This is a genomic window from Chryseobacterium sp. AG844 (assembly GCF_003182335.1).
In the GTDB taxonomy this organism is placed as follows: Bacteria; Bacteroidota; Bacteroidia; order Flavobacteriales; family Weeksellaceae; genus Chryseobacterium; species Chryseobacterium cupriresistens.
On the sequence record NZ_QGTV01000004.1, the window covers coordinates 132,016 to 157,619 of the forward strand.

Consider the following 25,604-nt stretch of genomic DNA (forward strand, 5'->3'; position numbering starts at 1 on the left):
TTAATGTTTAAAGTTTGAGAAGCAATTTTTACATCATTCATACTTTTTACATTGGACATTAATACAAAAAATCATGTTTGAAGATAAATCACAGGAGCTGACGCCCATTTCAAAATTAGGAGAATTTGGTCTTATTAAACATTTGACAGAGTATTTTCCGTTATCCAATGAATCTTCAGAACTTGGAGTAGGAGATGATGCGGCGGTCATTAATCCGGGCAGCAAAAAAGTAGTTCTAACAACAGATGTATTGGCGGAAGGAGTTCATTTTAACCTGGGTTATGTTCCTTTAAAGCATTTAGGATATAAAGCGGTGGTCGTGAACCTAAGTGATATTGCTGCGATGAATGCGACACCTACACAGATATTGGTTTCCCTTGCGGTATCCAACCGTTTTCCTGTGGAAGCTTTAGAAGAAATCTATTCCGGAATTCAGGCTGCTTGCGGAAGGTACAAAGTTGATCTGGTTGGAGGTGATACAACAAGCTCCAATTCAGGGCTGGTGATGAGCATTACGGCTGTAGGAATTGAAAATGAAGAAAACATCGTAAAAAGAAGCGGTGCAAAACCAAATGATCTTCTTGTTGTAACAGGAGATTTAGGTGGAGCCTATATGGGGCTACAGATTCTGGAAAGAGAACATGCGGTTTACCTTGCTGACCCCAATATGCAGCCTGAAATGGAAGGCTATGATTATATCCTTGAAAGACAGCTGAAGCCTGAAGCAAGAACAGACGTTAAAAAGATCCTGGAAGAACTGGATATTAAACCAACTTCTATGATTGATATTTCAGATGGTCTGGCTTCCGAAATCCTTCACCTTTCAGACCAGTCAAAGGTAGGTTTCAGATTGTATGAGGAAAAAATTCCGTTGGATAATCTTACCATCTCTACGGCAGATGAAATGAATTTAAACCCGGTAATGACTGCTTTAAGCGGTGGTGAAGATTATGAACTTCTGTTTACGATTTCACCGAATGATTTTGATAAAATTAAAAACCACCCGGATTTTACCATTATAGGACATGCCGTAGAAAAAGAAGATGGAAACTTTATGGTAGCTAGAGGATCAAACCAGCTGGTAGCGCTCACCGCTCAGGGATGGGATGCTTTTTTAAACCAATAAAATGTATACTTTTACAGTACTACCATGTTTAGTAATTATAACGTTTGTAATAGTTACTTTATATAAACATTACATAAAAAAACAAAATCAGAACTTGAAAGAGTCTTTCGTTTTTGTCTTATTTTTTGTGAGCATCTGGACCTTAATTTATTATTTTGTTTTCAGCTGAATGAAAGGTAGGCTGGAAAAGCATATCAATAAAACCGAAAAATTATATTTAATTTTAAATATTGTAAGAGAACCGCAGCACTTTTTTTGCTGTGGTTTTTGTTTCCAGTTAATTATTTTACACCATAGTGATGATTACACCTGAAAAAGAAATTCCCACTCACCATCTCACCTCTGAAGAGTTTCAGATGAGTACACTAAGCGCAGCGGGCCCGGAGAATTTTCATGATGTTCACCGGCATAACTTTTTTGAAATCATCTGGTTCAGGGAGGTGTACGAAAACAGCCGTTTAGAGCTGGACTTTGAAAGCTATCAGCTTCAGAACAATCAGATCTGCATTATTGCACCCGGGCAGGCATTCAATATGAAACTGGAAGGAGAGGAAGGGTATGCAATGGCGATAAGCAGGGAAATTTTCAACGAAGTATGTGATATAGAATCAGTACTTAACGGAGGTGAGCTTCCCTTTTTTTTACATCCAAAAAATGAAAAAACCTGCAGTACAATCATATCTCTGATGGAGCAGGAGTATACAACAACATCAAGAACAGCGCTTTTAAAGGCTTATCTGAAAGCATTCTGTATCATCATCGGGGAACAGATTATCCCTCAGGAGCCTTTATTGAATGACCGCCAGCGTATTCAGGAGCTGGTGGGACTTATTGACAAACATTATATCGTGCATAAAGAGACTGGTTTCTATGCCGATCAGTTAAAGATAAGTACCCATCATCTTAATGATATTGTGCGCCATCTGAGAGGAACGACTGTAAAAAAGATGATTTCTCAGCGTCTTGTCCTCGAGGCGAAAAGAGAGCTTAGCTTCGGAGCGCTCACGGTGAAGGAAATTGCTTTTAAACTAGGATTTAACGATGCTTCATATTTTTCAAGGTTTTTCAAGAAACATACGGGGCAAAATCCCGACAATTTTAAGAATAATGAAAAAGGGTAATCCTCAATATTTACTACAATAATAGAGTAAAACTGATATTTTTCATTTGTTATTCTATTTAAATCTTCAGTTTGTCCTATACTTCCTTCAGTTCTTTTATTGAAAAACGATGCTTTTTACAGCAATTTTGCAGCTGAAAAAATCGCCTGCGAAGGCTTATTGTTATTTATGAAGAAGAATTTAAGTATTGTAGTGTTTATTCTTGCACTGCTCAACACACTGGAGTCGTTAAGTATAGATCTTTATCTTCCCGCTTTCCCAAGTATGGCCGAAATCTTTAAAACGGATATCGGGCATATTCAGATCTCTATTTCGGTATTCTTTGCCGGATTTGCCTTCGGGCAGCTTTTGTGGGGACCTTTATCTGATAAAAAAGGGCGTAAACCAATGCTGTATTGCGGGCTTTTGCTTTTTATTATCGGAGCTACAGCCATCTATTCTACATCGGATATTTATGTATTATGGGCGATGCGTTTTCTGCAGGCATTTGGTGGAAGTGCCGGGATTGTGATCGGAAGGGCTATTATCATTGATCTCTATGATAAGCATAAAGCAGTTACTATCTTTTCACAGCAGTCGCAGATCAGTGGAATAGCACCGATTGTGGCACCGCTGTTGGGAAGTGTATTCCTTAAATTCTGGGGCTGGAACAGTTCTTTTGCCTTTTTATGCATCATGGGACTGATCACATTTTTCATGGTCTACAAGTATGTGCCTGAAACTAATACCAGAATCCATCTTTCTGATGATGAAATACCGGATGAAAAAGGATTAAAAGATCAGTTGAAAATGATCATCTCCAACAGGGATTTTATCAACAGTACGATGGTAGGAAGTATTGCTTTTGCCTCTTTGATTATTTACATCTCCAATGCCCCGTTTTTATTCATGGAGATCCATGGGTTTTCGAGCAGCACATTCAGCTTTATTTTTGCTTTTAATTCTTTAGCATTGATAACGGCAGCTTATATTACACCCAAACTGATCAAAAGAATAAGCAATTCCACCCTTTTGTTTGCTGCTACCATTGTTTTACTGGTAGTATGTACTCTTCATATTTTTATTGCGGCTGAAAACCTTTCTGTAGCATTGGAAATCGCAATGTTGTACCTGTCATTGCTGGCTATTGGTATTTTATTTCCCATCACATCTGCCCATGCCCTGTCACCATTCAAAGAGGGAAGAGGAACAGCTGCTGCATTACTTGGTTTTATGCAGCTGATGGTTACATTTTTAATGTCAGCTTTACTTGGCTTTTTGGAAGCGGATTCTATTATTCCAATGGTGGTAACACGTTCTGCAATGGCGTTGATTGCCGTATGGTTTGGGTATCGCATTTTTAAGACTCAAAAAGTGACTGCAGCATTGGTTGCCCAACCTGGAAATTAATCCTCGTATTTGATCCTGTTGTCATACAATCCAGACACTTAATCAAGTAATTTTTGTAAAAAATGGTCAAAGGGTTCTCTTTGCATAAAATTTAAAATATGAAAAGAACCCTTTCGACAGCTTTATGCTGTATATTGCCATTAGGATACTGGGTAAATGCACAGTCCGGGCTCTCTGCAGAGCTTAAAACCGAATACATTCCTGCGTCCAATTACATCCGTCCGGAAGACAGTACAAAGACCAATTCCAAAAGTGATTTTAAAAGAGTAGATCTGAATCTAAGCATTCCTTTATCTGTAAAAAAAGATACTGATGGAAAAGTAAGAGCATGGTCTATGCTGCTGAGCGGATCGTATGCAAAGATGAATCACAAAAATTATGAAACAGCATTATTTCCGGATCAGATGCTGAACGCACAGGTCGGCATACAGCATATGAGACCTATAGGTAAAAAGTGGAGTATGATGATGACGGCATCCGTAGGAGTGTATACAGACCTTGAGAAAATAGATTTCGATGATGTACTGGGGCAGGGTGGAATTTTATTTATCAGGCATTTTAATCCTAACCTTTCGTTAGGAGCCGGGCCGGTGCTAACTACTGCTTTTGGTGTCCCTATGATTTTACCATGGATTTATTTCGACTGGAAAACCAACGGAAAGATTAAATTCAAGATCAACTTCCCGGAAGGAATGGAAGCCGGATATCTTTTCTCGGATAAATTTGCTTTAAAAGCTGTTGTGGAACTGAACGGAATGACGGCAGAGAGAAATATAAACGGAAAATCGATGTTGTTAGGGTATCAGCAGATCACCGCAGGGCTCAGGCCGGAATTAAAAATCAATGACAGGCTCACCGTACGTCTCACGGGAGGAACAGCGATATTGAGAAGCTTTAGTGAAAATGACCGGAAAATCAGCAGCATTTTCAGAGACAAAAAAATAGCCGATCCAAGATTTTCGAGCACATTTTACGCTGCAGTATCATTACGCTGGAATCTGCCTTAAAAAAAGCCGGAAACGGGGAATGTAATAATTCCGGTTTCCGGCTTCTTTCAGTTACTTGCTGATTAATTTCTTGTAAACCACTTGGTTAAGCAATTCTTCTTTGCGGGTCCGGGAGATGGGAAGCTCAATTTTATTAATAAAAAGACGTCCTCCGGAAATCATATCAATATGGGTAATATTGATGAGGTATGATTTATGAATCCTGAAAAAATGATCCGAAGGAAGTGATTCTTCAATCGCTTTCATCGTCTGATGGATAATCAACGATTTATCTTTAAAATGAAGCCTGGTATAATTCTGCATACTCTCAATGTACAGAATATCAACCCAGGAAACTTTAATGAAAGTATCAGACTGTCTCACATACAGAAAAGGATCATCCAATGAAGTGTTTTTTTTCAGCTTTTCACTGATAATAAATTGCTGCTGAGCCTTATTTACCGCCTGGTAAAACCGGTTGAAGGCAATGGGTTTTAACAGATAATCAACCACCTGCAGCCGAAATCCTTCCAGCGCATATTCGGAATAAGCGGTAGTGAGAATACATAAAGGAGGATTTTCAAGCTGTTCCAGAAATTCAAGGCCCGTAAGATAAGGCATATTGATATCAAGGAAAAGAAGGTCTATTTCACTCTCCTTTACCTTTGCGTCGGCTTCCAATGCTGTTGCGCATGTTCCTTCAACCGATAAAAAATCAATCTGACCGGCCAGTTCTTTAAGATGGAATCTCGCCAGAGGCTCATCATCAATAATAAGACATTTCATTTTAGGAATATTAGAGCTCATAACTGTCAGATAATGTTAGTATTAATGTTATTCTAAAGATGTGATTATCGGATTCGATTTTCAGATCATAAGAGTCCGGATATTGTAATTTTAAACGTTTTTTTACATTTTGAAGACCGATTCCGCCCGTTCCGTCCTTCTTTTTATAGGTTGCCATATCCGAATAGGAGTTTTCGACATAAAAATACAGACTGTTATTCTTTTCTTTACAGGAGATTTTCACATAACCTTTATGTCCCGGAAGCCTGCAAACGTATTTAAATGCATTTTCTATGAAAGGTACCAAAAGTAGTGGAGCAATAGAAGCTTTTCTGTTATTGATCTGCCATTGGGCTTTTACGTCCAGCTCGTTTCCCCACCTCAGTTTTTCTACCTCAACAAGGTTTTGGAGATACTCAATCTCTTTATCCAAAGGAACCAGTGGCTGATTGCAATGATACAGCTGGTACCGTAGAATATCCGAAAATTTCATCAGTAAAAAATCGGCAAGCTGGGTATCCGTTTTCATCAGGATATGAATATGATTCAGGATATTAAATACCACATGCGGGTTGATCTGATCCTGCAGAAGCTTGAGCTGGTTTTCCAGATGAGCCTGCTGAAGGAGAATATGATCACGCTCTATTCTTCCATGTTCATTATAAAATTTTACACCACACGCTGCTCCGTTGATCAGAAAAGAGGCAGGCAGGGACATATAAAAGCCTTTCCACAAAAAGGGTAAATGATCTCTGAAGTTGTCCGGAAGCTCATCTTTGGGTTCCACTTCAAGATAGGTGAATATAACAGAGAAAACCAGACTAAGCATGAAAATTACCATGACCAGCTGTATCAGGAACAGTTTCATTTTCTTTTCCCGAAGTGCTTTAGGAAGAAGCTTATTGGTTAAAAAGTGAGTAAATGTAAACGAGAATGCCGCAATGATCGCAGCCTGGGTCATCGCAAGGTAACTTTCTGTTGTACTCTGGAAATTAAACCACAATACAATCGCTAATACAAGCCAGAAAATAAAAGTAAATATGTATTCTTTTACAATAAAAGATTTTGTCATGGAATTGGAAATAGGTTGATAAAAAAATTAGAAACTGCAGGGAAAACAGTTTCTAATGGTAAAGATAATTTAAGTTTTTTAGAACAGGAAATAACCTATCCCAAGGGAGAAACTGTGGGGTTTGGACTTAAATTCTTTACTGATGCTTGTAAGGCCGGTTTCATATCTCAAATCTACCGTGAAGTTCTTATAATCTAATCCTACACCTCCCGTAATGCCAATATTGGATTTGTCAAACTTTTTAAATCCTTCATGAAGGGCCTGAGACGCAGACACTTTATTGTTGAAAGCATAGCTGTAAACGCCTCCGGCAAATACTCTCACATTAAAGTCATCTGCTTTGATCAGTTTATATCCTACTACCACTGGAATATCAATAGCGTTCCATGAAAGTTTTGAAGAGCTTCCGTCTTGGGACTGGTATGATGTTTTTCTTTTGTTGAACAGAGCTTCTCCCTGCACATACAGTTTTCCGATATCCACTCTTGTCATTACACCTGCCTGATAACCGAATCCGTATTTCCCTTCTAAAGAAGATTCCGTGGAGGTTTTTGTAAAGTTTGCCCCTCCCTTTACCCCAATGTGAAAAGCCGGAGTCTGCTGTGCTTTAGTTTCCATACTGCAAAAAATACATAATAGCAATGCACTTAAAGCGAAAAATTGCTGCTTCATAATTTTATTATTGTTAAAAATCTGATGCAAAACAACAACGATGAAGGATGGAATTAAATTTTATTTGATGAATGGCAGAGATGCTTTGACAAGGATCTGTTTTAAGGTGAAAAATAAAACCGGAAGCAGTAATGTTCCCGGTTTCTTATCGTTTAATAAGGCTGTTCTTCACAAATAGAAGGAGGAATGCATCCGCCAGTGCCTCCACCACCAGGATTTCCACCACCGCCAACAGCGATGCATTGCCCCGGTGTTCCGTCTTCATACATTTCACAGGCTTTTCCCCATGCACACTCACAGTCACTCTGACAGTTATAGGAATCTCCGCCCATATGGCACTCATTTCCTCCGCTGCCCAGAATGGCAGATAAATCTTTTCTCAAAAGTTTTTTCATTGTTTTCATGATAATTGGTTTTAATGTTATTGTTTACAATTGTAGTTGACTGTAAATATAATAAAATTGACTTAATGTGTTGTAAATGAATTTCATGTGGAACATTAATAAAGAAAAGCCACTGTAAAAGTGGCTTTCTTATGTTGATTAGTAAAGATATCTTAAAAACTGAACTCCTTCTGATACAGCATACGTTCTTTTTTGAAAAGAGGAATAGTTCCTTCATATCGTAAAGGAGCAATTCCAAAACCATAGAACATATCAGCCTGAATTTTACCTTTCACAGAAATCACACCTTTTCTTTGAGGAACAAATGTTAATCCTAAAGACGAAAGGGCAGAAGCTCTTCCTTTCAGCCCTGAATTGGCAATAGGAATGGTAAGGAACATTAATCCTACAGCTCCTTTTGCTTCCAAACCAGCTTCAGTAGATAAGTTTCCTTCTGCGCTTGTAATGGCAGGGTCAGATTTTTTTTGAAGGTTGATATTAATTTCCGGGGTTTTGCTTACCAAGAAGTTGGCGTCTCCTTCAAGATCCAAAAGCTGGGCCTGTACTTTTCCTGTAGCCTGTATTCCCAGGAAAGGACCTGCAGAAAGAGTAGGGCTTAAGACCAGTCCTGTAGGGCCTAATACAATTGGAACAATAGGAATATTCAGGTAGTCTGTGGTACTGGCTGTATAGCCCACGCTTCCTACAATGGTTGCGGAGCTCTGAAGCTTGATGTCATCCATGATGAGATTAACATAGAAGTTGGACAAATGGCCCCATGAGAAGGTGATATTATAATCAATTTTGGGTGTAAAACCTCCCTGTACATTAACACTGGATGTTCCTGCTGAAGTCAAAGGAAACGAAAAGGTTTTATTAAAATTATAACGGTTGAATGTAATTAATTTCTGATTTTGAAGGTTTTTAGCTTCAATAGAAAGTATTCTTTGATTGATCTGTTCTGAAACCATTCCTTCTACTGGAACGTAATTAACCATTTTTCCATCAATATTGACAGGAGCTTTGCCAGATGGATCATACACGCCGCTCAGAGTTCCGCTGTAGATAAATTCTTCAAGCTTTGCACTGGAAGTCTGTACGGTGAATTGGTTATTCAGTTTTGAAACAGAATTTACTTTTGAAAGAATGGTATTCACCTGATCACCTTCTATCTTAGTCCCAACAATAACAGTTCCTACAGAAATGCTATCTGTTTGTGGAGTTGGACGGTTAAATGTAATTTCTCCGTTATTATGAGCAGAAATTGCATTCACTGATTCATCATTCAGAATAATAACATTTTTCTGTAAAATCAGATTTCCCAACGTTTTCATTTGGGCAGTCTCTGCAGGTTTTTCAGCAGGCAGATCGGCAGGATCATCCTGAGAACAAGACGTTAAAAGAAACAAACAGAAAATAGATACAAGGAAAGAAAAACAAAAATTTCTGTTGATTTTGAAAGGGTTGGATTTCATTTTCATATAAAGTGATTTTAAGTTTTAATCAAAATTAGGTGAATTATTTAAAACTTACAAAAGAATTGTGTTAAATTAATATCAACAACATAATGATCTTTAATTATGTTTTTATTATATGAAAAATAAAAAACCCGCTATGATGATAGCGGGTTCTGTATATTATTTTTTAAAGGACATTGTTAAAGGAACAGAAACATTTGAGGAGACTGGTTTCCCTTTGTCTTCTGCCGGTTTCCATTTGCCTTTATCTTTAATCCGGTAAAAAGCGGCTTCGATGAATGCGTTTACATCTTCATTATTTCCTTTTACATTGGGATTGAGGGCGTTCCCTTTGGAATCTACAACAAAACTTATTGTTGCTTTGTAGGTTTCCGAAGAAAAGTTCAAAAAGTCAAGATCTACAGCTTCATATAAAAGCTTTTGAAAAGCGGCCTTACCTTTATCATATTCTGCGTCCTTACTCACTTTTGTTTTTACAGGAGGGTTTGCCGAGATCATTTTCTGATCCTCAAGAGAAGCTTTATCCAAAGCGGTCTTGTAAGCTGTTATTTTATCCTCTGTCAAAAGCCATTCTTTCTTGGTTCTTAAATCATTAGGCTTAGGATATTTATTATACAGAGCCGTTTTCTTTCTTTCATAGCGTGAGTCTGCCCTCTGAAATTCAGAAATCTGGGCACTACTGAAAATAAAAGTGAAAATGAATGCTGATGCTAAGACCTTTTTCATGATGTATTAAGCTTTTACAATGTTAATAATGACTTCAGTTGCTTTTTCCATGCTTTCCAAAGCGACATACTCGTATGGTCCGTGGAAGTTGATTCCTCCCGCGAAGATATTCGGGCAGGGAAGTCCCATATAGGAAAGCTGTGCGCCGTCTGTACCTCCTCTGATTGCCTTGATTTTAGGCTCAATACCTGCTTCAGTCATTGCTTTTGCAGCAAGGTCTACAATATGCATTTTACCTTCAAACTGCTGCTTCATGTTTCTGTACTGCTCTTTAATCTCTACTTCTGCAGTTCCTTCCCCATGTTTTTGGTTGAACTCAGCTACTTTTTCTTCCATGAATTTCTTTCTGGCTTCAAATTTATCTGCATCATGATCCCTGATGATATATTGAAGTTTAGCTTCAGAAATATCCGCTGTAATGTCCATCAAATGGTAGAATCCGTCAAAACCTCTTGTTGTGGCAGGTGTTTCGTTCGCAGGAAGCATTTGAGCAAATTCAGCAGCCAAAAGAGCAGCATTGATCATTTTTCCGTAAGCATAACCGGGGTGAACACTTAATCCATGGATTTTTACCACAGCTCCGGCGGCGTTAAAATTCTCATATTCAAGTTCTCCGACTTCTCCGCCATCCATTGTATAAGCCCATTCTGCACCAAATTTAGCAACGTCAAATTTATGCGCTCCTCTTCCAATCTCTTCATCCGGAGTAAATCCTATAGCAATTCTTCCATGTTTGATTTCCGGATGAGCGATAAGATATTCAGCTGCTGTTACAATCTCTGCACAGCCGGCTTTATCATCAGCACCAAGAAGAGTATTTCCGTCCGTAGTAATTAAGGTCTGACCAACATATTTTTTTAAGCTTTCAAATCTTGATGGAGATAAAGTGAATCCTGTTGTCTGGTTCAAAAGAAGATCATTTCCATCATAGTTTTCCCAAACCTGAGGCCTTACATTTTCTCCGCTGAAGTCCGGTGAAGTATCATAATGTGAAATAAATCCGATGGTAGGTCTGTCATCATTTTCAAGGTTAGAAGGAACATAGCCCATAATATAACCATTGCTGTCTATAGAAACATCTTCCAGACCGATGGTCTTCAGTTCTTCAGTAATATAGTTGGCAATATCCCACTGACGTTCGGTAGAAGGTGTAGTTTCACTTTCTGCATCACTGGTAGAATATATTTTTACATAGCTAAGAAAACGGTTCAGTAATTTTTCTTTCCACAAAGGGTTGAATTCTATTGTACTCATCAGATATCATAAATTTTAACAAAGTTAGCAAATTTGATGCTGAGAATACGTTATTTGCGATTTAATATCAGTTATTGAAATTATGAATCAGATATAAATCTTTGAAAATCAAAATAGTGTTAGCTTTGTACATATAGTATACCAAGTAGTTTAGTTTTATTATATTTGAGAAAATCAAAAAGTAAAAATGTTTCTTACCGAATGTCCTAGAGATGCTATGCAGGGATGGGGAGAATTTATCCCTACCGATAAAAAAATAGATTATATCAACTCCTTGATGGATGTTGGTTTTGATGTATTGGATTGTCTGAGTTTTGTTTCTCCAAAAGCAATTCCGCAGATGGCTGACTCTGATGAGGTGGCAAAAAATATTGACAAATCACGCTCCAAGACTAAAGTTTCTGCCATTATAGGTAATTACAGAGGTGCCGAAAAAGCATTGAAACATGAGTCAGTAGATATTCTGGGTTTTCCGTTTTCTATTTCTGAAACGTTCCAGCACAGAAATACCAATAAAAGCCAGGAGGAAGCATTCGATGAAATCATTAAAATGCTTGAACTGGTAAAAAGTGAAGGGAAGCAGCTAAATATCTATTTCTCTATGGCTTTTGGAAATCCGTACGGTGAAATGTGGAAATGGGAAGATGTTGACCAGTGGGCACAAAAATTCTCAGATATCGGAGTAAAAGATATCTTATTATCAGATACTACCGGAGTGGCTACTCCTGAAACCATTGCCCTTTTGTTTGAAAAAATACCTTCAAAATATCCGGATATCAACTTCGGAGGGCATTTTCATAACCGCTATGAAGATTCCTATTCAAAATTAAAAGCCGCTTACGATCAAGGCTGCCGAAGATTTGACAGTGCGATCAAAGGAATCGGAGGATGCCCAATGGCTAAGGATGATCTTGTAGGAAATATGCCTACAGAACAGGTGATCAACTTTATGAGCGTTGAAAAAGCTGAACATAAGCTGAACCTTCTGAATTTTGAAAGTTCTTATAACAAGGCGAAGGATATTTTTCATTTTTAAGAAGAATGAATTTCTCGCAGATTCTGCAGATCCCACAGATAGAAAAGTAGATCTGCTTAATCAGCAGAATCTGCGAGAAAACTATCAATAGGAGCGGGCTTTAGCCCGCTTTACTATATTGAAATATACATGGCTTTAACCAAAACGTAATTAAATTAACTCAAAATCAACAAACATGTCTCCAATCATCTCATCATTCGAACTCAAAAATATCCCCGGTGAAAATCTTATTATTCTTGATGCAAGAACCGGAAAAGAGGTAAAACAAAACTACCTTGACAAGCACATTAAAGGAGCAAGGTTTATTGATCTGGATAAAGATCTGGCTGAAATAGGAGAGAATGCAGCTTTTGGTGGAAGACATCCTCTTCCTTCGGTAGACAAGTTTGCTGTAACTCTCTCAAATCTTGGAATATCAGAAGATGCTCATATTGTTGTCTATGATGACAAAAATGCTTCCAATGCAGCAGCAAGAGCATGGTGGATGCTGAAATCTTTCGGACTGGAAAATGTTCAGGTTCTTGATGGCGGAATACAGGCTGCGGAAAAAGCAGGTTTGGAATTTGCTTCAGGAGAAGAGATCTTTGAGAAAGCATCTTTAATTAAAAAAGATCATTGGAGTCTTCCGGTTTCAAGTCTGGAAGTAGTTGAAAATGAATTGGAAAACGACTCTTCTACAGTTGTTGATGTAAGAGATGCCTACCGCTACAAAGGTGAATCTGAGCCTATTGATCTGGTCGCGGGGCATATTCCGGGGGCGATCAATATTCCTTTTTCTGAAAACCTTGATGAAAACGGAAATTTTCTGAGCCCGGAAATCTTAAAAGAAAAATACAGCCAATTCTTAAAAGATAAACCTGAACACCTTATTATTCATTGCGGATCAGGTGTTACAGCTTGTCATACAATTTTAGCCCTGGATTATGCAGGATTTCCCGTTCCGGATCTGTATGTAGGTTCATGGAGCGAATGGAGCAGGAGAGAAGGCAAGGAAATAGCAAAAGATATTTAAAAATAAAAACCCCGAAAATACTTCTTCGGGGTTTTATATTTGTTAAGAGTGATTAAAGCATTCCCAGCTCAAACTTCGCCTCTTCGCTCATCATATCCTTATTCCAGCTCGGTTCGAAAGTAAGCTCTAAATCTACACTGTTTACATGCTCTACTTCAGCCACTTTATCTTTTACTTCCTGAGGAAGTGTTTCTGCCACAGGACAGTTGGGAGTAGTAAGTGTCATGATAATTTTTACGTCTGCATCATCGGAGATCTGGACATCGTAAATCAGCCCTAATTCGTAAATATCTACCGGAATTTCAGGGTCATATACGGTTTTTAATACACCAATGATTTCCTCACCAATGTCAGCAATTTGATCGTCTGTAAATTTCATTTTTTAATCTAGATTGATATTCCTTTTCAACAAATCTTCCTGACGCATGCGTCGGAAAATATTTGCCAAAGTTAAGACATCTTTTTCACAATAGTCAACAATTCTCTGCAAGTCTTTTTCTATGTAGTAAATTGATGAAACCATTGAGCCGTCAATATCATCCTTCGGAGTAGGAATACCAAAGACATGAGCCAGTAATTCCAGGGAGACAAAACTTTTATAATCCCCAAACTTCCAGAGTTCCATAGTATCTATATGCGGAATTTCCCAGGGCTTTTTCCCAAACATCTGAAACGGTGCCGGTGGCTGCATCCCATTGATGAGATAGCGTCTGGCAATCCAGGGAAAATCAAATTCTTTTCCGTTGTGGGCACAGAGAATCACATTATAAAGCCGTGGGCTGTTGAAGATTTCTCCAAATTCCTGAAGCATTTTCTTTTCATCATGCCCGGAAAAACTCTTTATTTTTAATGTTTCATTCTTTTCAACCATTCCAATGGTAATACAGATGATTTTTCCAAACTCGGCCATAATACCGGCTCTGTCATAAAATTGTTCAGCCGTAACATCTTCTTTTCTCTGAAATTTTGTTTTTTTATCCCACAGATATTGCTCTGTTTCTGATAACTCGTTCCAGGAGGCGGATTGTGGAACCGTTTCAATATCAAGAAATAAAATTCTTTCTAAAGGAATATTTTGGATCATTTTTTGTTTTTTATAACCGAAATATATGACATAATAAATCAATTATCCAAAACGTTTTTTATTATACATAAATTTTAAGCTTATGAAGAATTTATTCATTATAGGAAGCAGTATCTGCTTATTATCCTTGGCATCATGTAATGATTCCGATGAAAAAGGTTCTGCTACAGTGAATGTAAGGCTTACAGACGGCCCTGCTGCATATAATGCCGTTAATATTGATATTCAAAAAATTGAAATTAACAGCAATGGAGAATGGATAGCATTAAACTTTCCAAATCCGGGAGTTTATAATCTTCTTAATTTTAAAAATGGAACTGATGTAGTTTTAGGACAGGCTACGCTCCCTGAGGGAAATGTTTCGCAGATGAGAATGGTACTGGGTCCTAATAATAGTGTGGTTGTAAACGGAGTAACTTATCCGCTGCAAACCCCATCAGCTCAACAGAGCGGACTGAAATTCAACTGGAATCAGACATTATCAGCAAACGGAGCATATACCGTGTGGATTGATTTTGATGCCGGAAGATCTATTGTAACGACAGGGAATGGATCATATATTTTAAAACCGGTGATACGGGCGTTCTCTGAACTTACCAACGGGCAGATTAAAGGATATGTGCAGCCTCAGGCGGCGCAGGCAGTTGTTCACGCCATTATGGCTTCAGATACGATTTCTACGGCAATCCCTAACCCTGACGGATTTTTCATGTTTTCAGGGCTTCCGCAAGGAAGTTATACCGTTTCTTACGATGCCGGAAACAGCACTGGATATATGGATGAAAATACACCCAATGTATCAGTAAGCTTTGGTCAGGTTACCAATCTTGGGGTAAAAACCCTCCATCAATAAATAATAGTATCAAATAAAAAAACCTTAGTGAATGTCTTCCTAAGGTTTTTTTATGTTTTATTGGCGGGTTATCCTACCTGCATTCCGTTTTTTGTGGGTAATGATGGCGTTAAAAGAGTGACATCTTTTTTGTCTTCACCATAAAGCCCTAACACCAGACATTCGCTGAAGAAATTAGCAATCTGCTTTTTAGGAAAATTCACTACGGCTAAAATCTGTTTTCCAATAAGCTCTTCTTTTTCGTAGAGAGAAGTAATTTGTGCAGATGATTTTCTGATTCCTAAGTCTCCAAAATCTATTTCGAGCTGGTACGATGGATTTCTTGCTTTTTCAAAATCATTCACTGAGATTATAGTTCCGCATCTGATGTCTATTTTTTCAAAATCTGCCCAGGTGATGTCTGGTTTTACTGTCATGGTAATTCGTTAATTAGATGTTCTACTTCTGTTTTCTGTTCTGCATACTTTTGCTGCAATACTGAGTCTTCACCCATTCTTTTGTAGTATTCCAATGCTTTTCCTCCAAAGAATTTTTTATGAAAATCCGAAACTTCAGGAATCTGTGGGAAAACCTTGTGAAAAAGCATTTCATAATACGCCTGAAATTCCCTTTCATTTTTGTCTTCAATAACTTGTCCGGGTGCTTTTTGTCTTACATGAAGCATTTCGTGGGCAACCATATTCAGAACAAGGTTCAGGTCAAAATCAAATAAATTTCTTGGGATCATTACGGTTTGGGGGCCTCCCAGGTCTCCTTCTGCTGTCAGAAGCATCGAGGTGGGAGAAAGCTCTTCCCTGAACCCGAATCCCGCAAAGTTTTCATGTTCCAGATTAAAAGAATGGATCAGATATTTTGCTGCATCCAGAATCTGGTTGTGTTCTTTGTAAGCCTCAAGGTGTAAGTTGATCTGCTCGAAATTCATCTGAAGTATGTTTTAAACAAATGTATTAAAATATTGAGAATACCAATAGTTTTTGTTCCAAAGGTTTAGAGTAGAAAAATAATTTTTTTTTTATACGACGAGTTCTGTCGCTTCTGGGGGTGATCTTTGCTTCAAGAAAAAAACACAATATGAAACTTGACTTAAAAATTCCAGGTGGACATCTTTTGCCGGAAACCACCTAAAAAAATAAGGCTAAAACCTGAAGACATTCTACTAAAAAGAGCTTCAGATCTCAACCTTTATAAAAACCAAAACAAAATTAAAAAATGGAAGCAATTAATCAAAATAATAGCTCACAAACTTTATTCAGATTTGCGACGATGCGCAGCGCAGAATTGTCTGATCCAAAGAATAGGGAGAAAAGATTTATTTTCAGAAACTATCTAAGACAAAGGGGAGTAATTGATCCACGAGTAGAAGCTGGGGAATCTTTGAAAAACGTCTGTGAAAAGATCACAGGGTTAACCATAGAAACAGAAGCATCATTAAAAGCTAAAAGTGTACAATTTTATGAATTGTCAGTTTGGGTTGCAAAGAATAAAGCAAAAGCAACCAAAGAGGAGTTTGATGCTAAAATCAAAACTTATAAAGAAACTCCAAAACCTATCGTTGAAATTGACTCTAACATTTGGGATAATCTTATTTATCAGGTGGTCACTCAAAAAGATTTTTACGCAAAGGAAACTTTAATGCAATTTTTACATCTGGATCATATTCTTTCCAATTATGATGGAACTACTCAAACGCAGTATGAAGATGTTATTAAAGCCAAAGTTGTTCTTCCTAAGGAGCTTTTTAGTGCTAAGACTGCTTCTTCAAATACAGCTGTTTCAAGAGAGGGGAGTATGCAAAGTTATCCTTTGAGTGATAGTGCCTTGAAGTTTGCAGAAGCTACAGTAAACTTAAAAGGAAATGAGGAGCTTAAAAGAACTTTAGAACAGCTTGAGAAGAATTATCAAAAAGAATACGGAGCGGCTTATGATATTGCATACAAACAATATCAAGAAGAGGTAAGACCTGAGCAGTCCAGATATGATGCTCTTGTCAAAGAACAGGAATATCAGAAAGAAATTTTCCTGGCAGCAGATAATCGTGAAGGACTATCAAGTTTAAAATATATTCCGGTTCCGGAAGTAAAGACTTTTACATTTAACTTTCGTCCTGAAATTCAGGCAGATGATCTGCAAAGAAAATTAAGCCAAGAAAATAACGAATCTTTACAACGAATTTTTGGGACATCAAACTCATTAAATGATGTTTCAACCTTTACAGAGCTTTTTCAGACCATTGAACAAAACAGCCAGCAGCTGCAGCAAACGATATTAAATAATACAAATCTTACTCCACAGGTTTCTACAACAGTAGGAGGTGTTGTTATTCCTGTAACGCAATCTGTAAATACTCAGGAGATTCCTTTTTTTGCAAGAACAATGAGTGGTAATATGGGATTGGGGGATCATACCATGATTCTAACAACTGATATCAATGCTCCTAAGCATATTGTAAGTGGAAATTACAATATAAAGTCATATGATGATCAACTTTTAGCAGGTGGAACCCTGGCTTATACATTTGATGCTCCCAACGTAACATCTTTATTCAATACTCCGGAAAAAATTCCCGCTGCTATTATAGATAAAAATGAAGTTTTGCTATTGGAAGGAGAAGTTATTCTTAATGATGGACTTGCCTATACGATGAAAGCGAAGTTATTGTGGACGGCAAACAGAATGTACAGATTTGAAGGACCAGGAACATTTACATTAAAAAATAAAAGTACCGGAGGTGATGGAGGGGCAAGTAACTGTCTGCCTGTTTTGTTAAGAACCAGATCTTTTCAGAACTATTCGGACAGATGGTTGCTAAGTATGACACCTAAAGAGACTACATCGTTATTTTCATCAGCTTCAGGAATAATCAAAATATTGGATAATAATGGGAATGTAGTTCAAACCTCAAATCAATTACAAGTTGCCGGTGGGGGAGATTACTTATCCCTGTTTAGCGATGGTGTTTTGCCTCAATTACAAATTACAGATGCTATAAAGAATGGCTGCCAGCTTGAAGCGGAGCTTACCCTTGACGACGGAAAAGTATATGCTTGCAAAATTCCTATGACAATATATACCGCAGGAGGAATAGATTCGGTAACAAAAACCTATAATCTGACAGGTGAAGGAAGCGTTTGTCTGAAAAGTAAAGATACCCCGACTACACCTGAGGATGATCAGCCATTCATCCCATCAGGGTTTGGAATGAAAAATATTGGTATTGCGGATTACCGAAAGGTAGAACAAAGTACTTACTGTTATGTAGAAGGAGATGTTTCACACATCGAAAATATTATGGCAAGGGAATATAGAGAAAAATCTTCGCGAAGATTAAAAAGAAGTGAATCCCAAACTACCAAATCTACAGAATCTGAAAAAGAAAAATTGACGGATACTACTTCCACGGAAAGAAATGAGATGCAAAGCGAAATTTCTAAAGTCCTTCAGGAATCTAAGGATTTTGCAGCACAGGCAGGGTTTAATGCATCATGGGGAGGAAGTGCTTCTCCAAGGTATATGTTAAATACCGCTGCTAACTATGCTACTCATAGTTCCAAAGAAGAAAGTAACAGACAGGCCGTTACCGAGGCTAAAGATGTTACCGCCAGAGCCCTGGAAAGGATTGTTACCAAGGTGAAAGAAGAACGAATTGATAAAATCCTTGAGGAATATGAGGAAAACAACAAACATGGTTTTGATAACACCAAAGGCAGCAACCATGTCGTAGGGGTATATCGCTGGGTGGATAAAGTAGTCAAAAACCAGATCTTTAACTATGGAAAGAGAATGATGTTTGAGTTTATGATTCCGGAACCTGCCAAATTACATTCATTAGGAATGAAGGTAAGTAATGTTGTTGAAAATCAATTGGTAAAGCCTATTGATCCGAGAGAATCTGCCGGGATGCAGATCAAAGACTGGAGTGCTCTGGCAGATTCCACAAAACTAAAATATTGGCTGGGTTATTACAATGTTGAAGTTGATGAAAGACTGGAACCAGTTGTGTATGTAGGAAAATCCATTGATTACTCATCCACTGAATCAAAACAAGCCTCTTCAAAATCTGACCTTATTGCGATCCCGGAACATTATATCACTGAATCTTATGTTGTTAAAAGCAATAATTCATTCCCAGGCTACAATGGCTGGGCAAGTGGAGTAAGTTTATTGGTAGGAGGAGATAGTTCGTCTAATGCATTCTTAAAATTTGTAAGGGAGGTTCCTATTACTATTGCGACAACAAATGCCCATTATTTCCATGCAACGGTTAATATCAAATGTGTATTGCAGGAAGAATATAAAAATGGCTGGCTGCAGAAGGCATTCAATAAAATTATTGAAGCCTATAAAGTGGAGTTGAGCAAGTATGAAGCTGCCTTGGCAGATGCAAAAGCTGTAGGAGCTCAGATCAAAGGATCTAATCCGGGATTCTACAGAAAAATTGAAAATACCATTTTAAGAAGAAACTGTATTTCCTATATGCTGAATCAGAATCCTGATGCATTACTCACTTTCGGTAAAAAAAGATATTATACCAATGATAATGCTTCTACAGAAACTTTTCAGAATACAGACATTAAGGTGGATGAAAAACTGGATCAATATGCTGCATTTATCAAATTTATGGAGCAGGCGTTTGAATGGGAAATCATGAGTTATTATTTCTACCCCTATTATTGGGGTGAAAGAAAATCATGGGCAGATTTATATCAGTTTGATGATAATGATCCTACGTTCAGAGCATTTATGCAGTCAGGGATGGCAAGGGTTATTGTTACGGTAAGACCAGGATTTGAAGAAGCAGTGAGACATTTCCTGGCTACAGGACAAATCTGGAACGGAGGTGAAGTTCCTGTCATTGATGATCCTTTATTCTTATCCATTGTGGATGAATTACGCTCACCAAAAGCGACAAAAGAAGGAGAGCCATGGAGAGAGAAAATTCCTACTTCCCTTACCATTCTTCAGGCAGGATCTATTGGGCTAATAGTTAAAAAAGCCCTGCCTTGCAACTGTGAACCAGGAGTGAAGTTTGATGATGAACTGGGAGAAATCTGCGGAACCAATTTTGAACCCAATGACAATCTTCTTGGAGTAGAATCGCTGGAAGGACAGAAAGTTATTTTGGGAGACTGGAAATAACATAATTATTAACCTTAAAAATTAAAAAAAATGCCAATTATAGGAAAAATTATACGTGTCAATGAATTGCCTCCCATTGGGGAAAGGGAAGCGAATGCGATCTATCAGGTAGCAGCAGTAGGTTCTCCCACTTACACAGATTATGCTGTTGATGAAAACGGAGATTTAAAAACGCATGCCGTTGTTGATGGAACCATTCCCCTGGAATTAGCTGATAGTCATATCAGTATTTCAAATGCGGATCTTGTAGCAGAAGGAATGGCAAGTCAGGCTCAATATAATATCAAGACACAAGAGAAATTAGCTAAAAAATTAGAAATTCCTCTGACAGATGGAAATGCGCAGGATTATCCTAAAATCATAGGAATGAATGATAACGGAAGTGTTGCCAAACTTCCCGCCGGTGATCTGGGAAAAAATATAGCCAATTCATCACTTACATCTGTTGTGGGAGCAGGACTGAAATTAGGAGCCAACTGGACGTTAGATACTTCAGGACTTTATTATTCGATCACAGGCTTGAATGATGTGTCCAATGATGCTACCTTTAGTACTTTCTTATCTCAGAACTCTTCAGGACGTGTAGGTAAAACAAATGGAAAGCAGCCGTTCTTAAGCTTGCCGGGCACTCTCTCCGAAGCAGAGAAAACAGCCTGGAAAACAGCAATGAACGGAGGATGGACTACTAATACTATGAGTGTTGCTGTTATCACTCCTCCTGTTGTAGATAAGCAGAATAAAAACTACTGGATCAGCTTAAGAGGAGCCAACCTTAACCTCCCTCCCACATCTTTCTCCATAGATATCATGGATGAAAGCGGCTCTACGAAATTAGCGACTGTTCCTAATTCACAGGTACAATTATATACCAATGGATTAGACCTGACATTCTATTACAACTTTAAGGATTTACCCATTGGACAGTATAAGATAAGACTATGGAATGGAGTCGCTTATTATGTGACACCCCTTACAGTTTCAGTAGTGCAGAATCTACAGATTGCAGATGTATCAGCATTGACATGGACCAAAAAGATTTATAATGATGCATCTAATCCCGACACATTTGGTAGCGGAGGATCAGCTATTTATCAAAGTAACTCTGCTGTAAAAGCTTACAGTACGGATGATCCTACTATCGTAGCCGCACTTAAATCTTCAAAGCTTAATAATGCCGGAGAAAATTTTTATCTGGAATTTTCTGTCAATTATCAGCATGCAGCTAATATGACCTCAAAAACACAATATGTAGGACTGATGAATAATGCATCGAATGTAGAATTATTGGATCAGACAATTACCCGTTTGAAAACAGTAGGAACACTGGGAAACAGTTTAGGATACAGAGTTCATTATCTTAATAATACAGTAGTGGGCGCTGTTAGTGCAGGGACTACCGGAACCAATGAGACCATCAATGTTATTATTGTTAAAAACGGAACCTCTATGACTGTTTCTATGACAGCAAGGGGAGTTACATCACTGGCCATTATTTCTGTTCCTGACGTTGAATACAGCCTGAATATGGCCGTCAACAATATGGGAGGAAATGCAACAACATCGTTAAATATTATCAATTTATACAAATTTTAAAAACAAAAATTATGAACGAACATTTAATTATACCCGAAAACATTAAAGAAATCCTTAATAATGTAGAGAATATTTCATTAAGCCTTGCAGAACTTCTACTTCAGGAGCATCCGAAGCTTCCACAATTTCAAAGAAGTATTCGTGTATTGGATATTGATGCTAAATCTGAACAACAGTTCATCAGTTTCAGATATAAGCAGATACTGAAAGACAAGGAAACAGGAGAAGAAATTAATATTTCACTTCCTTCTCCGGAATGGGTAATCTATAAAGATACGTGGAGTTACCTTCGTGACGGAGACAATCATCTTATAGAGCTTGCTGTTGCAGAACCCGAAGGTAATATGAATACCGATCTGGTAAAAGTACCAAGCTATCAGTATATGCTTTGGCTGTTGAAAAACAATAAAGCTGGTTTTACAGAACTTCTGGCTTCCTATCTGGATGAATTTGTGGAAAAACACAAAGAGAACCTAGATGCACTTTCTTAAGAATTATTAATTACTGGCAGGGCCTTAAAGCTCTGCCTTTTTCAAAAAAGAAAAATTATGGAAACACTTGAGCTTAGAGAAATTATCAGTAAAGAATGGCGTACTGATGATTATATAAGAAAACAGCTGTTATGTAATAAATTAAAATACAGTAATCAGTTTAATCAGCGGTTTATGCTGAATTATAACATCAATGATTATGATGGAACTGCCGAAGAAAAATACATTAAGGATGATAAAGAGAACATTATATACTTAAAAACATATCTCAATAAGAATGCTGAGATTGTTGACCTGGCACAACCAGAGTGTGAAATCAAATTTGTGATTAATGCTGCACAAGAGAAGATCTCCTGCCAGCTTATTTACTTCTTTCACAGAGATGCCGACCGGGAAGAACTTAGGAGAAAGAAAGCTATCATACTGGAAACCTTTTCCTATGAGGAATTCAGGAGATTGGTCATGCATGTAGGATTTGATGATTTTGAAAATTATTCTGAATACAAAAACTACTTCACAGAAATCTTTAAATCAAGTTTTCTTAAAGCAAAGAGTGCAGAGGAGCTTAAATTCCTTTATACCAATACTCCTGAGTTTGTTCTTCGGGGAATGGCTCTTGAAAATGAAACGTTATTCGGGCATCTGCTTGCCTTAACAAAACTTGATGATACCGGAATTTTCAGCGGATGGAAGGATGGAAGTTCCGCTTTAGTCAATGTCTTGAAAGCATTTCCTGATCATATTTTTTTACTAAATAAGTTCAGAAAAACCCCTGAACTCTGTAACAGAATTTATTTCAACCTGGATGGAGCAAGTGAGTTCAATGGAGAAATGAAATCTAATCGTATCATTTTTGCTACCATTCTGATGGAGTATTGCCTGTTTTCTTACAGTCGTCCGAAGGCAGGAGCCCCTACTTTCAAAATAGGAAATGAGTATAAAGTAAATACAGAAGTCTTTGGGCTGGCAGGAGACATATTAGGTTTTGGAAAATCAGATGAAAAAACTTTTTTTCTTCAGCAGCAGAAAGAAGTGACAAAAAGAGTTTTCATTGTACCTAAAGAAGGAGATCCTAATGCAACAGAACAGGTAACAGAAGATCTGGATGAAGGAGCTGAATTTTATCCTCTTGAAATGGTTTATTTTATAAAACAACAGACATCAGAAACCAATGAAGGAGCGGAACAGGAAGGTTCTATCATGATGGTTCCGGCTATTTATGTAAAAGCGCTGGCTGATGCAGAAAAGTGGGAAGATATTAATGAAACGATCCGGATTGTGGCCGATATGGTAGGAGTCGTTTTTGGAATCGGAACATTAGCATTATCCGGAAACCCGTATCTCTTATTAGCAGCGGCGGCAGATCTTAGTTTGGCATTACCGGATCTTACCATACAGGCATTCCGGGCAGAAATTGCCAAGCTTCCCGGAGGAGGTGAGTTTCTGCGGCAATGGGATCTTATTTATAACGTATTGGGATCTGCTGTAGCAGTACCACAGCTTGCTGTTGGTTTAGCACAGCTTACTGTCGCTTTTTACAGAAGTTGCTTAAGCTTATTGAAAGCATCTGTGAATGTGGCAGAAAATGTGAGACAGGGGTTGCGTGCAAGTGCAATTTCCGTATTTTTGGATTTGAACAGCGGAGTTTATCAAAGGAAAGATCTCCGTATGTTTACTCCAACAGAATGGGTAATCCCAAGCGCAGGGTTCATTTCAAAAACATCGGAATGTGATGCTTTGATACAAAACGGAGCATTCTTTATGGAGCTCGATGCAGCTGCTATTATGGAGAGTATTGCAAAAAAAGGAGGTGTTAATCCTGATGCCATCGGCTCAATAAGCAGCAACAGAAGATTTGCTTTAGTTTATAAAGGTGAGATTATTGCCCAAGGAAGTCGGTATGATAGAGCTTACCAGAAAGTTTTGCAAGATATAAGAAAAGTAAGCTATAGCTCAGAGAAAGTTGGGGAATATTTAGAAACCATTGTCAACCGAAGAAGAATTGTATCTGTAGAAGATGCTTCACTTTTAGGAAAAGCACCAGAAAAAGGAGTTAAAATGTTGTTTAACTTGTTTGATGAATTCGGTAATAATATTGGGCAGCTTACAAGATCACCGAATAGAAATGAGCTTTTTTATAAATTAATATACAGAGGTAAAGAAATTGATATTAAAAGTACCATTAAACTTTTGGGTGATAAATATAGATTAAGAGGTTTACCAATAGAAGAAGGAGAACATTTGTTATATGGTGATCTGAATATTCCAAAAGAAGTTACAGATAAATATGCTGCATTAGGGCAGATTGTCTATGAGGACGGTTTAAAGTATTTTTTAAATGCAAAAAAGTATGGGAAAGTAGATGGAACTGTAAGCGTTTGGATCAAGGCGGATATTTATACTGATTATGGTGGACAATCCATCAATTTGGATCAGTTTTGGAAAGCAAGAGATGCTGGTATGAGTATAGAACAGGCTGCTTTTTCAACATTTGCGGGAAAACAAGCCAAGAAATTTGGATTTACTAGAATAAGGATTTTGGACGATGAGAAAATAACTAGAAATTATGTGGAACTTAACTTTTTAAAATAATTATTTATGCGAATTAATATACATAACACTATCAAAAGTGATAAAACAATAGATGAATGGACAAGAAATGATGAATATAAAGGCGCATCATGGCGTAATTTCGCTTTTGCGGAAGGCTTGGCTTTAGATTTGTTTAAAGAAAAATTATCAAAAATTCCTTTTAAAGATGAACCTTTAAACAAGGAAGAAACAGAAAAATTAAAAATAATTCTTGAGGATAAAATCAAAGAATTGTTATCAACAAGAATTCCTGAACCGGATGTAAGAACAAAAATCGAATTTTCGGGTAAAATTATAGGTATAAATTTTACTCCTTTGGGTAAAAACCCTCAGGATAATTGGATAAATATTTTTTTTAGAGCATACAAAATATGTGAAGAATGTTTGGAAGAAAATAAACCTATTTATTTAAGTATTACAAGTGAAGACTAGGAATAATCCGCTCAATCAATTGAGCGGATTATTCATTTTTATACTGTTTACTATTTTGGATTTGAACTGCGGCGTTTTTCAAAGGAAAGATCTTCGTATGTTTACTCCAACAGAATGGGTAATCCCAAGCGCAGGGTTCATTTCAAAAACATCGGAATGTGATGCTTTGATACAGAATGGAGCGTTCTTTCTGGAGCTTGATGCAGCTGCAATTATGGAGAGTATTAATAAAAGCAATGGTATTAATCCTGATGTGATAGGTGCGATCAGTAGTAACAGAAAGTTTGCTTTAGTTTATAAAGGTGAGATTATTGCCCAAGGAAGTCGGTATGATAGAGCTTACCAGAAAGTTTTGCAAGATATAAGAAAAGTAAGCTATAGT

General features: G+C 37.6%; 24 protein-coding genes. 13 read left to right on the forward strand and 11 right to left on the reverse strand.

Annotation, left to right across the window (positions count from 1 at the left end):
* The first annotated feature begins 73 nt into the window (after positions 1 to 73).
* The 4 genes from thiL to DEU40_RS06215 all read left to right on the forward strand — a co-directional run bounded on the left by thiL (position 74) and on the right by DEU40_RS06215 (position 4,643).
* Entirely contained in the window at positions 74 to 1,126 is a 1,053-nt protein-coding gene (gene thiL, locus DEU40_RS06200; protein ID WP_110009034.1) for a thiamine-phosphate kinase, read from the forward strand.
* A 299-nt stretch (positions 1,127 to 1,425) separates the two neighbouring features.
* Entirely contained in the window at positions 1,426 to 2,247 is an 822-nt protein-coding gene (locus DEU40_RS06205; protein WP_110009035.1) for a helix-turn-helix domain-containing protein, read from the forward strand.
* 168 nt (positions 2,248 to 2,415) lie between these two features.
* Positions 2,416 to 3,636 (forward strand): multidrug effflux MFS transporter, encoded by a 1,221-nt coding sequence (locus DEU40_RS06210; protein WP_146207830.1) that lies wholly within the window; start codon positions 2,416 to 2,418, stop codon positions 3,634 to 3,636.
* A 98-nt stretch (positions 3,637 to 3,734) separates the two neighbouring features.
* A complete protein-coding gene (locus DEU40_RS06215) occupies positions 3,735 to 4,643 on the forward strand; it encodes a DUF6268 family outer membrane beta-barrel protein (RefSeq protein ID WP_110009037.1) in 909 nt (302 codons plus the stop codon).
* A gap of 51 nt (positions 4,644 to 4,694) precedes the next feature.
* Here DEU40_RS06215 and DEU40_RS06220 read toward each other — a convergent pair whose 3' ends face one another.
* The 7 genes from DEU40_RS06220 to pepT all read right to left on the reverse strand — a co-directional run bounded on the left by DEU40_RS06220 (position 4,695) and on the right by pepT (position 10,993).
* On the reverse strand, positions 4,695 to 5,429 hold the full coding sequence (locus tag DEU40_RS06220) for a LytR/AlgR family response regulator transcription factor (RefSeq protein ID WP_110009038.1): 735 nt from the start codon (positions 5,427 to 5,429) through the stop codon (positions 4,695 to 4,697).
* Positions 5,419 to 6,480, reverse strand: a complete 1,062-nt coding sequence (locus DEU40_RS06225; RefSeq protein ID WP_110009039.1) for a sensor histidine kinase — start codon at positions 6,478 to 6,480, stop codon at positions 5,419 to 5,421. The genes DEU40_RS06220 and DEU40_RS06225 overlap by 11 nt, the downstream gene beginning before the upstream one ends.
* A gap of 78 nt (positions 6,481 to 6,558) precedes the next feature.
* Positions 6,559 to 7,152 carry a porin family protein gene (locus DEU40_RS06230; protein WP_110009040.1) on the reverse strand — a complete coding sequence of 198 codons (594 nt, stop codon included), beginning with the start codon at positions 7,150 to 7,152 and terminating at the stop codon, positions 6,559 to 6,561.
* A gap of 152 nt (positions 7,153 to 7,304) precedes the next feature.
* Positions 7,305 to 7,556, reverse strand: coding sequence for a hypothetical protein (locus DEU40_RS06235; RefSeq protein WP_041461961.1), 252 nt, complete (start codon positions 7,554 to 7,556; stop codon positions 7,305 to 7,307).
* A 152-nt stretch (positions 7,557 to 7,708) separates the two neighbouring features.
* Positions 7,709 to 9,016 (reverse strand): hypothetical protein, encoded by a 1,308-nt coding sequence (locus DEU40_RS06240; protein ID WP_110009041.1) that lies wholly within the window; start codon positions 9,014 to 9,016, stop codon positions 7,709 to 7,711.
* Positions 9,017 to 9,172: 156 nt separating this feature from the next.
* Entirely contained in the window at positions 9,173 to 9,739 is a 567-nt protein-coding gene (locus DEU40_RS06245; RefSeq protein ID WP_110009042.1) for a hypothetical protein, read from the reverse strand.
* Positions 9,740 to 9,745: 6 nt separating this feature from the next.
* Positions 9,746 to 10,993: a peptidase T gene (gene pepT, locus DEU40_RS06250; RefSeq protein WP_110009043.1), complete on the reverse strand. Its 1,248-nt coding sequence runs from the start codon at positions 10,991 to 10,993 to the stop codon at positions 9,746 to 9,748.
* Positions 10,994 to 11,180: 187 nt separating this feature from the next.
* Between pepT and DEU40_RS06255 the strand changes: the two genes are divergently transcribed.
* Together DEU40_RS06255 and DEU40_RS06260 are read left to right on the forward strand one after the other, a co-directional pair.
* Positions 11,181 to 12,029, forward strand: a complete 849-nt coding sequence (locus tag DEU40_RS06255) for a hydroxymethylglutaryl-CoA lyase (RefSeq protein ID WP_110009044.1) — start codon at positions 11,181 to 11,183, stop codon at positions 12,027 to 12,029.
* A 175-nt stretch (positions 12,030 to 12,204) separates the two neighbouring features.
* On the forward strand, positions 12,205 to 13,041 hold the full coding sequence (locus DEU40_RS06260; RefSeq protein WP_110009045.1) for a sulfurtransferase: 837 nt from the start codon (positions 12,205 to 12,207) through the stop codon (positions 13,039 to 13,041).
* Positions 13,042 to 13,093: 52 nt separating this feature from the next.
* Here DEU40_RS06260 and DEU40_RS06265 read toward each other — a convergent pair whose 3' ends face one another.
* The gene (locus DEU40_RS06265; RefSeq protein ID WP_047422116.1) at positions 13,094 to 13,420 is read right to left on the reverse strand and encodes an SUF system Fe-S cluster assembly protein; all 327 of its coding nucleotides are present in this window, start codon (positions 13,418 to 13,420) and stop codon (positions 13,094 to 13,096) included.
* Between the two features lie 3 nt (positions 13,421 to 13,423).
* The gene (locus DEU40_RS06270; protein WP_110009046.1) at positions 13,424 to 14,125 is read right to left on the reverse strand and encodes a 3'-5' exonuclease; all 702 of its coding nucleotides are present in this window, start codon (positions 14,123 to 14,125) and stop codon (positions 13,424 to 13,426) included.
* Positions 14,126 to 14,207: 82 nt separating this feature from the next.
* On the opposite strand from DEU40_RS06270, the gene DEU40_RS06275 reads away from it, so the two are divergent.
* Positions 14,208 to 14,978 carry a DUF4382 domain-containing protein gene (locus DEU40_RS06275; RefSeq protein WP_110009047.1) on the forward strand — a complete coding sequence of 257 codons (771 nt, stop codon included), beginning with the start codon at positions 14,208 to 14,210 and terminating at the stop codon, positions 14,976 to 14,978.
* A 68-nt stretch (positions 14,979 to 15,046) separates the two neighbouring features.
* Here the strand turns inward: DEU40_RS06275 and DEU40_RS06280 are convergent, their stop codons facing one another.
* Positions 15,047 to 15,394 (reverse strand): tRNA-binding protein, encoded by a 348-nt coding sequence (locus DEU40_RS06280; protein WP_076595106.1) that lies wholly within the window; start codon positions 15,392 to 15,394, stop codon positions 15,047 to 15,049.
* Positions 15,391 to 15,900 (reverse strand): hypothetical protein, encoded by a 510-nt coding sequence (locus DEU40_RS06285; RefSeq protein WP_110009048.1) that lies wholly within the window; start codon positions 15,898 to 15,900, stop codon positions 15,391 to 15,393. Before DEU40_RS06285 ends, DEU40_RS06280 begins: the two co-directional genes overlap by 4 nt.
* Before the next feature lie 287 nt (positions 15,901 to 16,187).
* Between DEU40_RS06285 and DEU40_RS06290 the strand changes: the two genes are divergently transcribed.
* From DEU40_RS06290 to DEU40_RS22340, 6 genes are all read left to right on the forward strand, one after another.
* Positions 16,188 to 20,114: a hypothetical protein gene (locus DEU40_RS06290; RefSeq protein ID WP_146207831.1), complete on the forward strand. Its 3,927-nt coding sequence runs from the start codon at positions 16,188 to 16,190 to the stop codon at positions 20,112 to 20,114.
* Positions 20,115 to 20,144: 30 nt separating this feature from the next.
* On the forward strand, positions 20,145 to 21,707 hold the full coding sequence (locus DEU40_RS06295; RefSeq protein ID WP_110009050.1) for a hypothetical protein: 1,563 nt from the start codon (positions 20,145 to 20,147) through the stop codon (positions 21,705 to 21,707).
* A gap of 11 nt (positions 21,708 to 21,718) precedes the next feature.
* Positions 21,719 to 22,198 carry a hypothetical protein gene (locus tag DEU40_RS06300; protein WP_110009051.1) on the forward strand — a complete coding sequence of 160 codons (480 nt, stop codon included), beginning with the start codon at positions 21,719 to 21,721 and terminating at the stop codon, positions 22,196 to 22,198.
* Positions 22,199 to 22,255: 57 nt separating this feature from the next.
* A complete protein-coding gene (locus DEU40_RS06305) occupies positions 22,256 to 24,790 on the forward strand; it encodes a hypothetical protein (protein WP_110009052.1) in 2,535 nt (844 codons plus the stop codon).
* 6 nt (positions 24,791 to 24,796) lie between these two features.
* Positions 24,797 to 25,222 carry a hypothetical protein gene (locus DEU40_RS06310; RefSeq protein WP_110009053.1) on the forward strand — a complete coding sequence of 142 codons (426 nt, stop codon included), beginning with the start codon at positions 24,797 to 24,799 and terminating at the stop codon, positions 25,220 to 25,222.
* A 97-nt stretch (positions 25,223 to 25,319) separates the two neighbouring features.
* Positions 25,320 to 25,604, forward strand: a 285-nt coding sequence (locus DEU40_RS22340; RefSeq protein ID WP_181397937.1) for a hypothetical protein, incomplete at its 3' end; no start/stop codon positions are given.

Coding starts and splice junctions, on each gene's coding strand:
- thiL (WP_110009034.1), top strand. CDS start 74: ATGTTTGAAGATAAATCACAGGAGCTGACGCCCATTTCAAAATTAGGA.
- DEU40_RS06205 (WP_110009035.1), top strand. CDS start 1,426: ATGATTACACCTGAAAAAGAAATTCCCACTCACCATCTCACCTCTGAA.
- DEU40_RS06210 (WP_146207830.1), top strand. CDS start 2,416: ATGAAGAAGAATTTAAGTATTGTAGTGTTTATTCTTGCACTGCTCAAC.
- DEU40_RS06215 (WP_110009037.1), top strand. CDS start 3,735: ATGAAAAGAACCCTTTCGACAGCTTTATGCTGTATATTGCCATTAGGA.
- DEU40_RS06220 (WP_110009038.1), bottom strand. CDS start 5,429: ATGAGCTCTAATATTCCTAAAATGAAATGTCTTATTATTGATGATGAG.
- DEU40_RS06225 (WP_110009039.1), bottom strand. CDS start 6,480: ATGACAAAATCTTTTATTGTAAAAGAATACATATTTACTTTTATTTTC.
- DEU40_RS06230 (WP_110009040.1), bottom strand. CDS start 7,152: ATGAAGCAGCAATTTTTCGCTTTAAGTGCATTGCTATTATGTATTTTT.
- DEU40_RS06235 (WP_041461961.1), bottom strand. CDS start 7,556: ATGAAAACAATGAAAAAACTTTTGAGAAAAGATTTATCTGCCATTCTG.
- DEU40_RS06240 (WP_110009041.1), bottom strand. CDS start 9,016: ATGAAAATGAAATCCAACCCTTTCAAAATCAACAGAAATTTTTGTTTT.
- DEU40_RS06245 (WP_110009042.1), bottom strand. CDS start 9,739: ATGAAAAAGGTCTTAGCATCAGCATTCATTTTCACTTTTATTTTCAGT.
- pepT (WP_110009043.1), bottom strand. CDS start 10,993: ATGAGTACAATAGAATTCAACCCTTTGTGGAAAGAAAAATTACTGAAC.
- DEU40_RS06255 (WP_110009044.1), top strand. CDS start 11,181: ATGTTTCTTACCGAATGTCCTAGAGATGCTATGCAGGGATGGGGAGAA.
- DEU40_RS06260 (WP_110009045.1), top strand. CDS start 12,205: ATGTCTCCAATCATCTCATCATTCGAACTCAAAAATATCCCCGGTGAA.
- DEU40_RS06265 (WP_047422116.1), bottom strand. CDS start 13,420: ATGAAATTTACAGACGATCAAATTGCTGACATTGGTGAGGAAATCATT.
- DEU40_RS06270 (WP_110009046.1), bottom strand. CDS start 14,125: ATGATCCAAAATATTCCTTTAGAAAGAATTTTATTTCTTGATATTGAA.
- DEU40_RS06275 (WP_110009047.1), top strand. CDS start 14,208: ATGAAGAATTTATTCATTATAGGAAGCAGTATCTGCTTATTATCCTTG.
- DEU40_RS06280 (WP_076595106.1), bottom strand. CDS start 15,394: ATGACAGTAAAACCAGACATCACCTGGGCAGATTTTGAAAAAATAGAC.
- DEU40_RS06285 (WP_110009048.1), bottom strand. CDS start 15,900: ATGAATTTCGAGCAGATCAACTTACACCTTGAGGCTTACAAAGAACAC.
- DEU40_RS06290 (WP_146207831.1), top strand. CDS start 16,188: ATGGAAGCAATTAATCAAAATAATAGCTCACAAACTTTATTCAGATTT.
- DEU40_RS06295 (WP_110009050.1), top strand. CDS start 20,145: ATGCCAATTATAGGAAAAATTATACGTGTCAATGAATTGCCTCCCATT.
- DEU40_RS06300 (WP_110009051.1), top strand. CDS start 21,719: ATGAACGAACATTTAATTATACCCGAAAACATTAAAGAAATCCTTAAT.
- DEU40_RS06305 (WP_110009052.1), top strand. CDS start 22,256: ATGGAAACACTTGAGCTTAGAGAAATTATCAGTAAAGAATGGCGTACT.
- DEU40_RS06310 (WP_110009053.1), top strand. CDS start 24,797: ATGCGAATTAATATACATAACACTATCAAAAGTGATAAAACAATAGAT.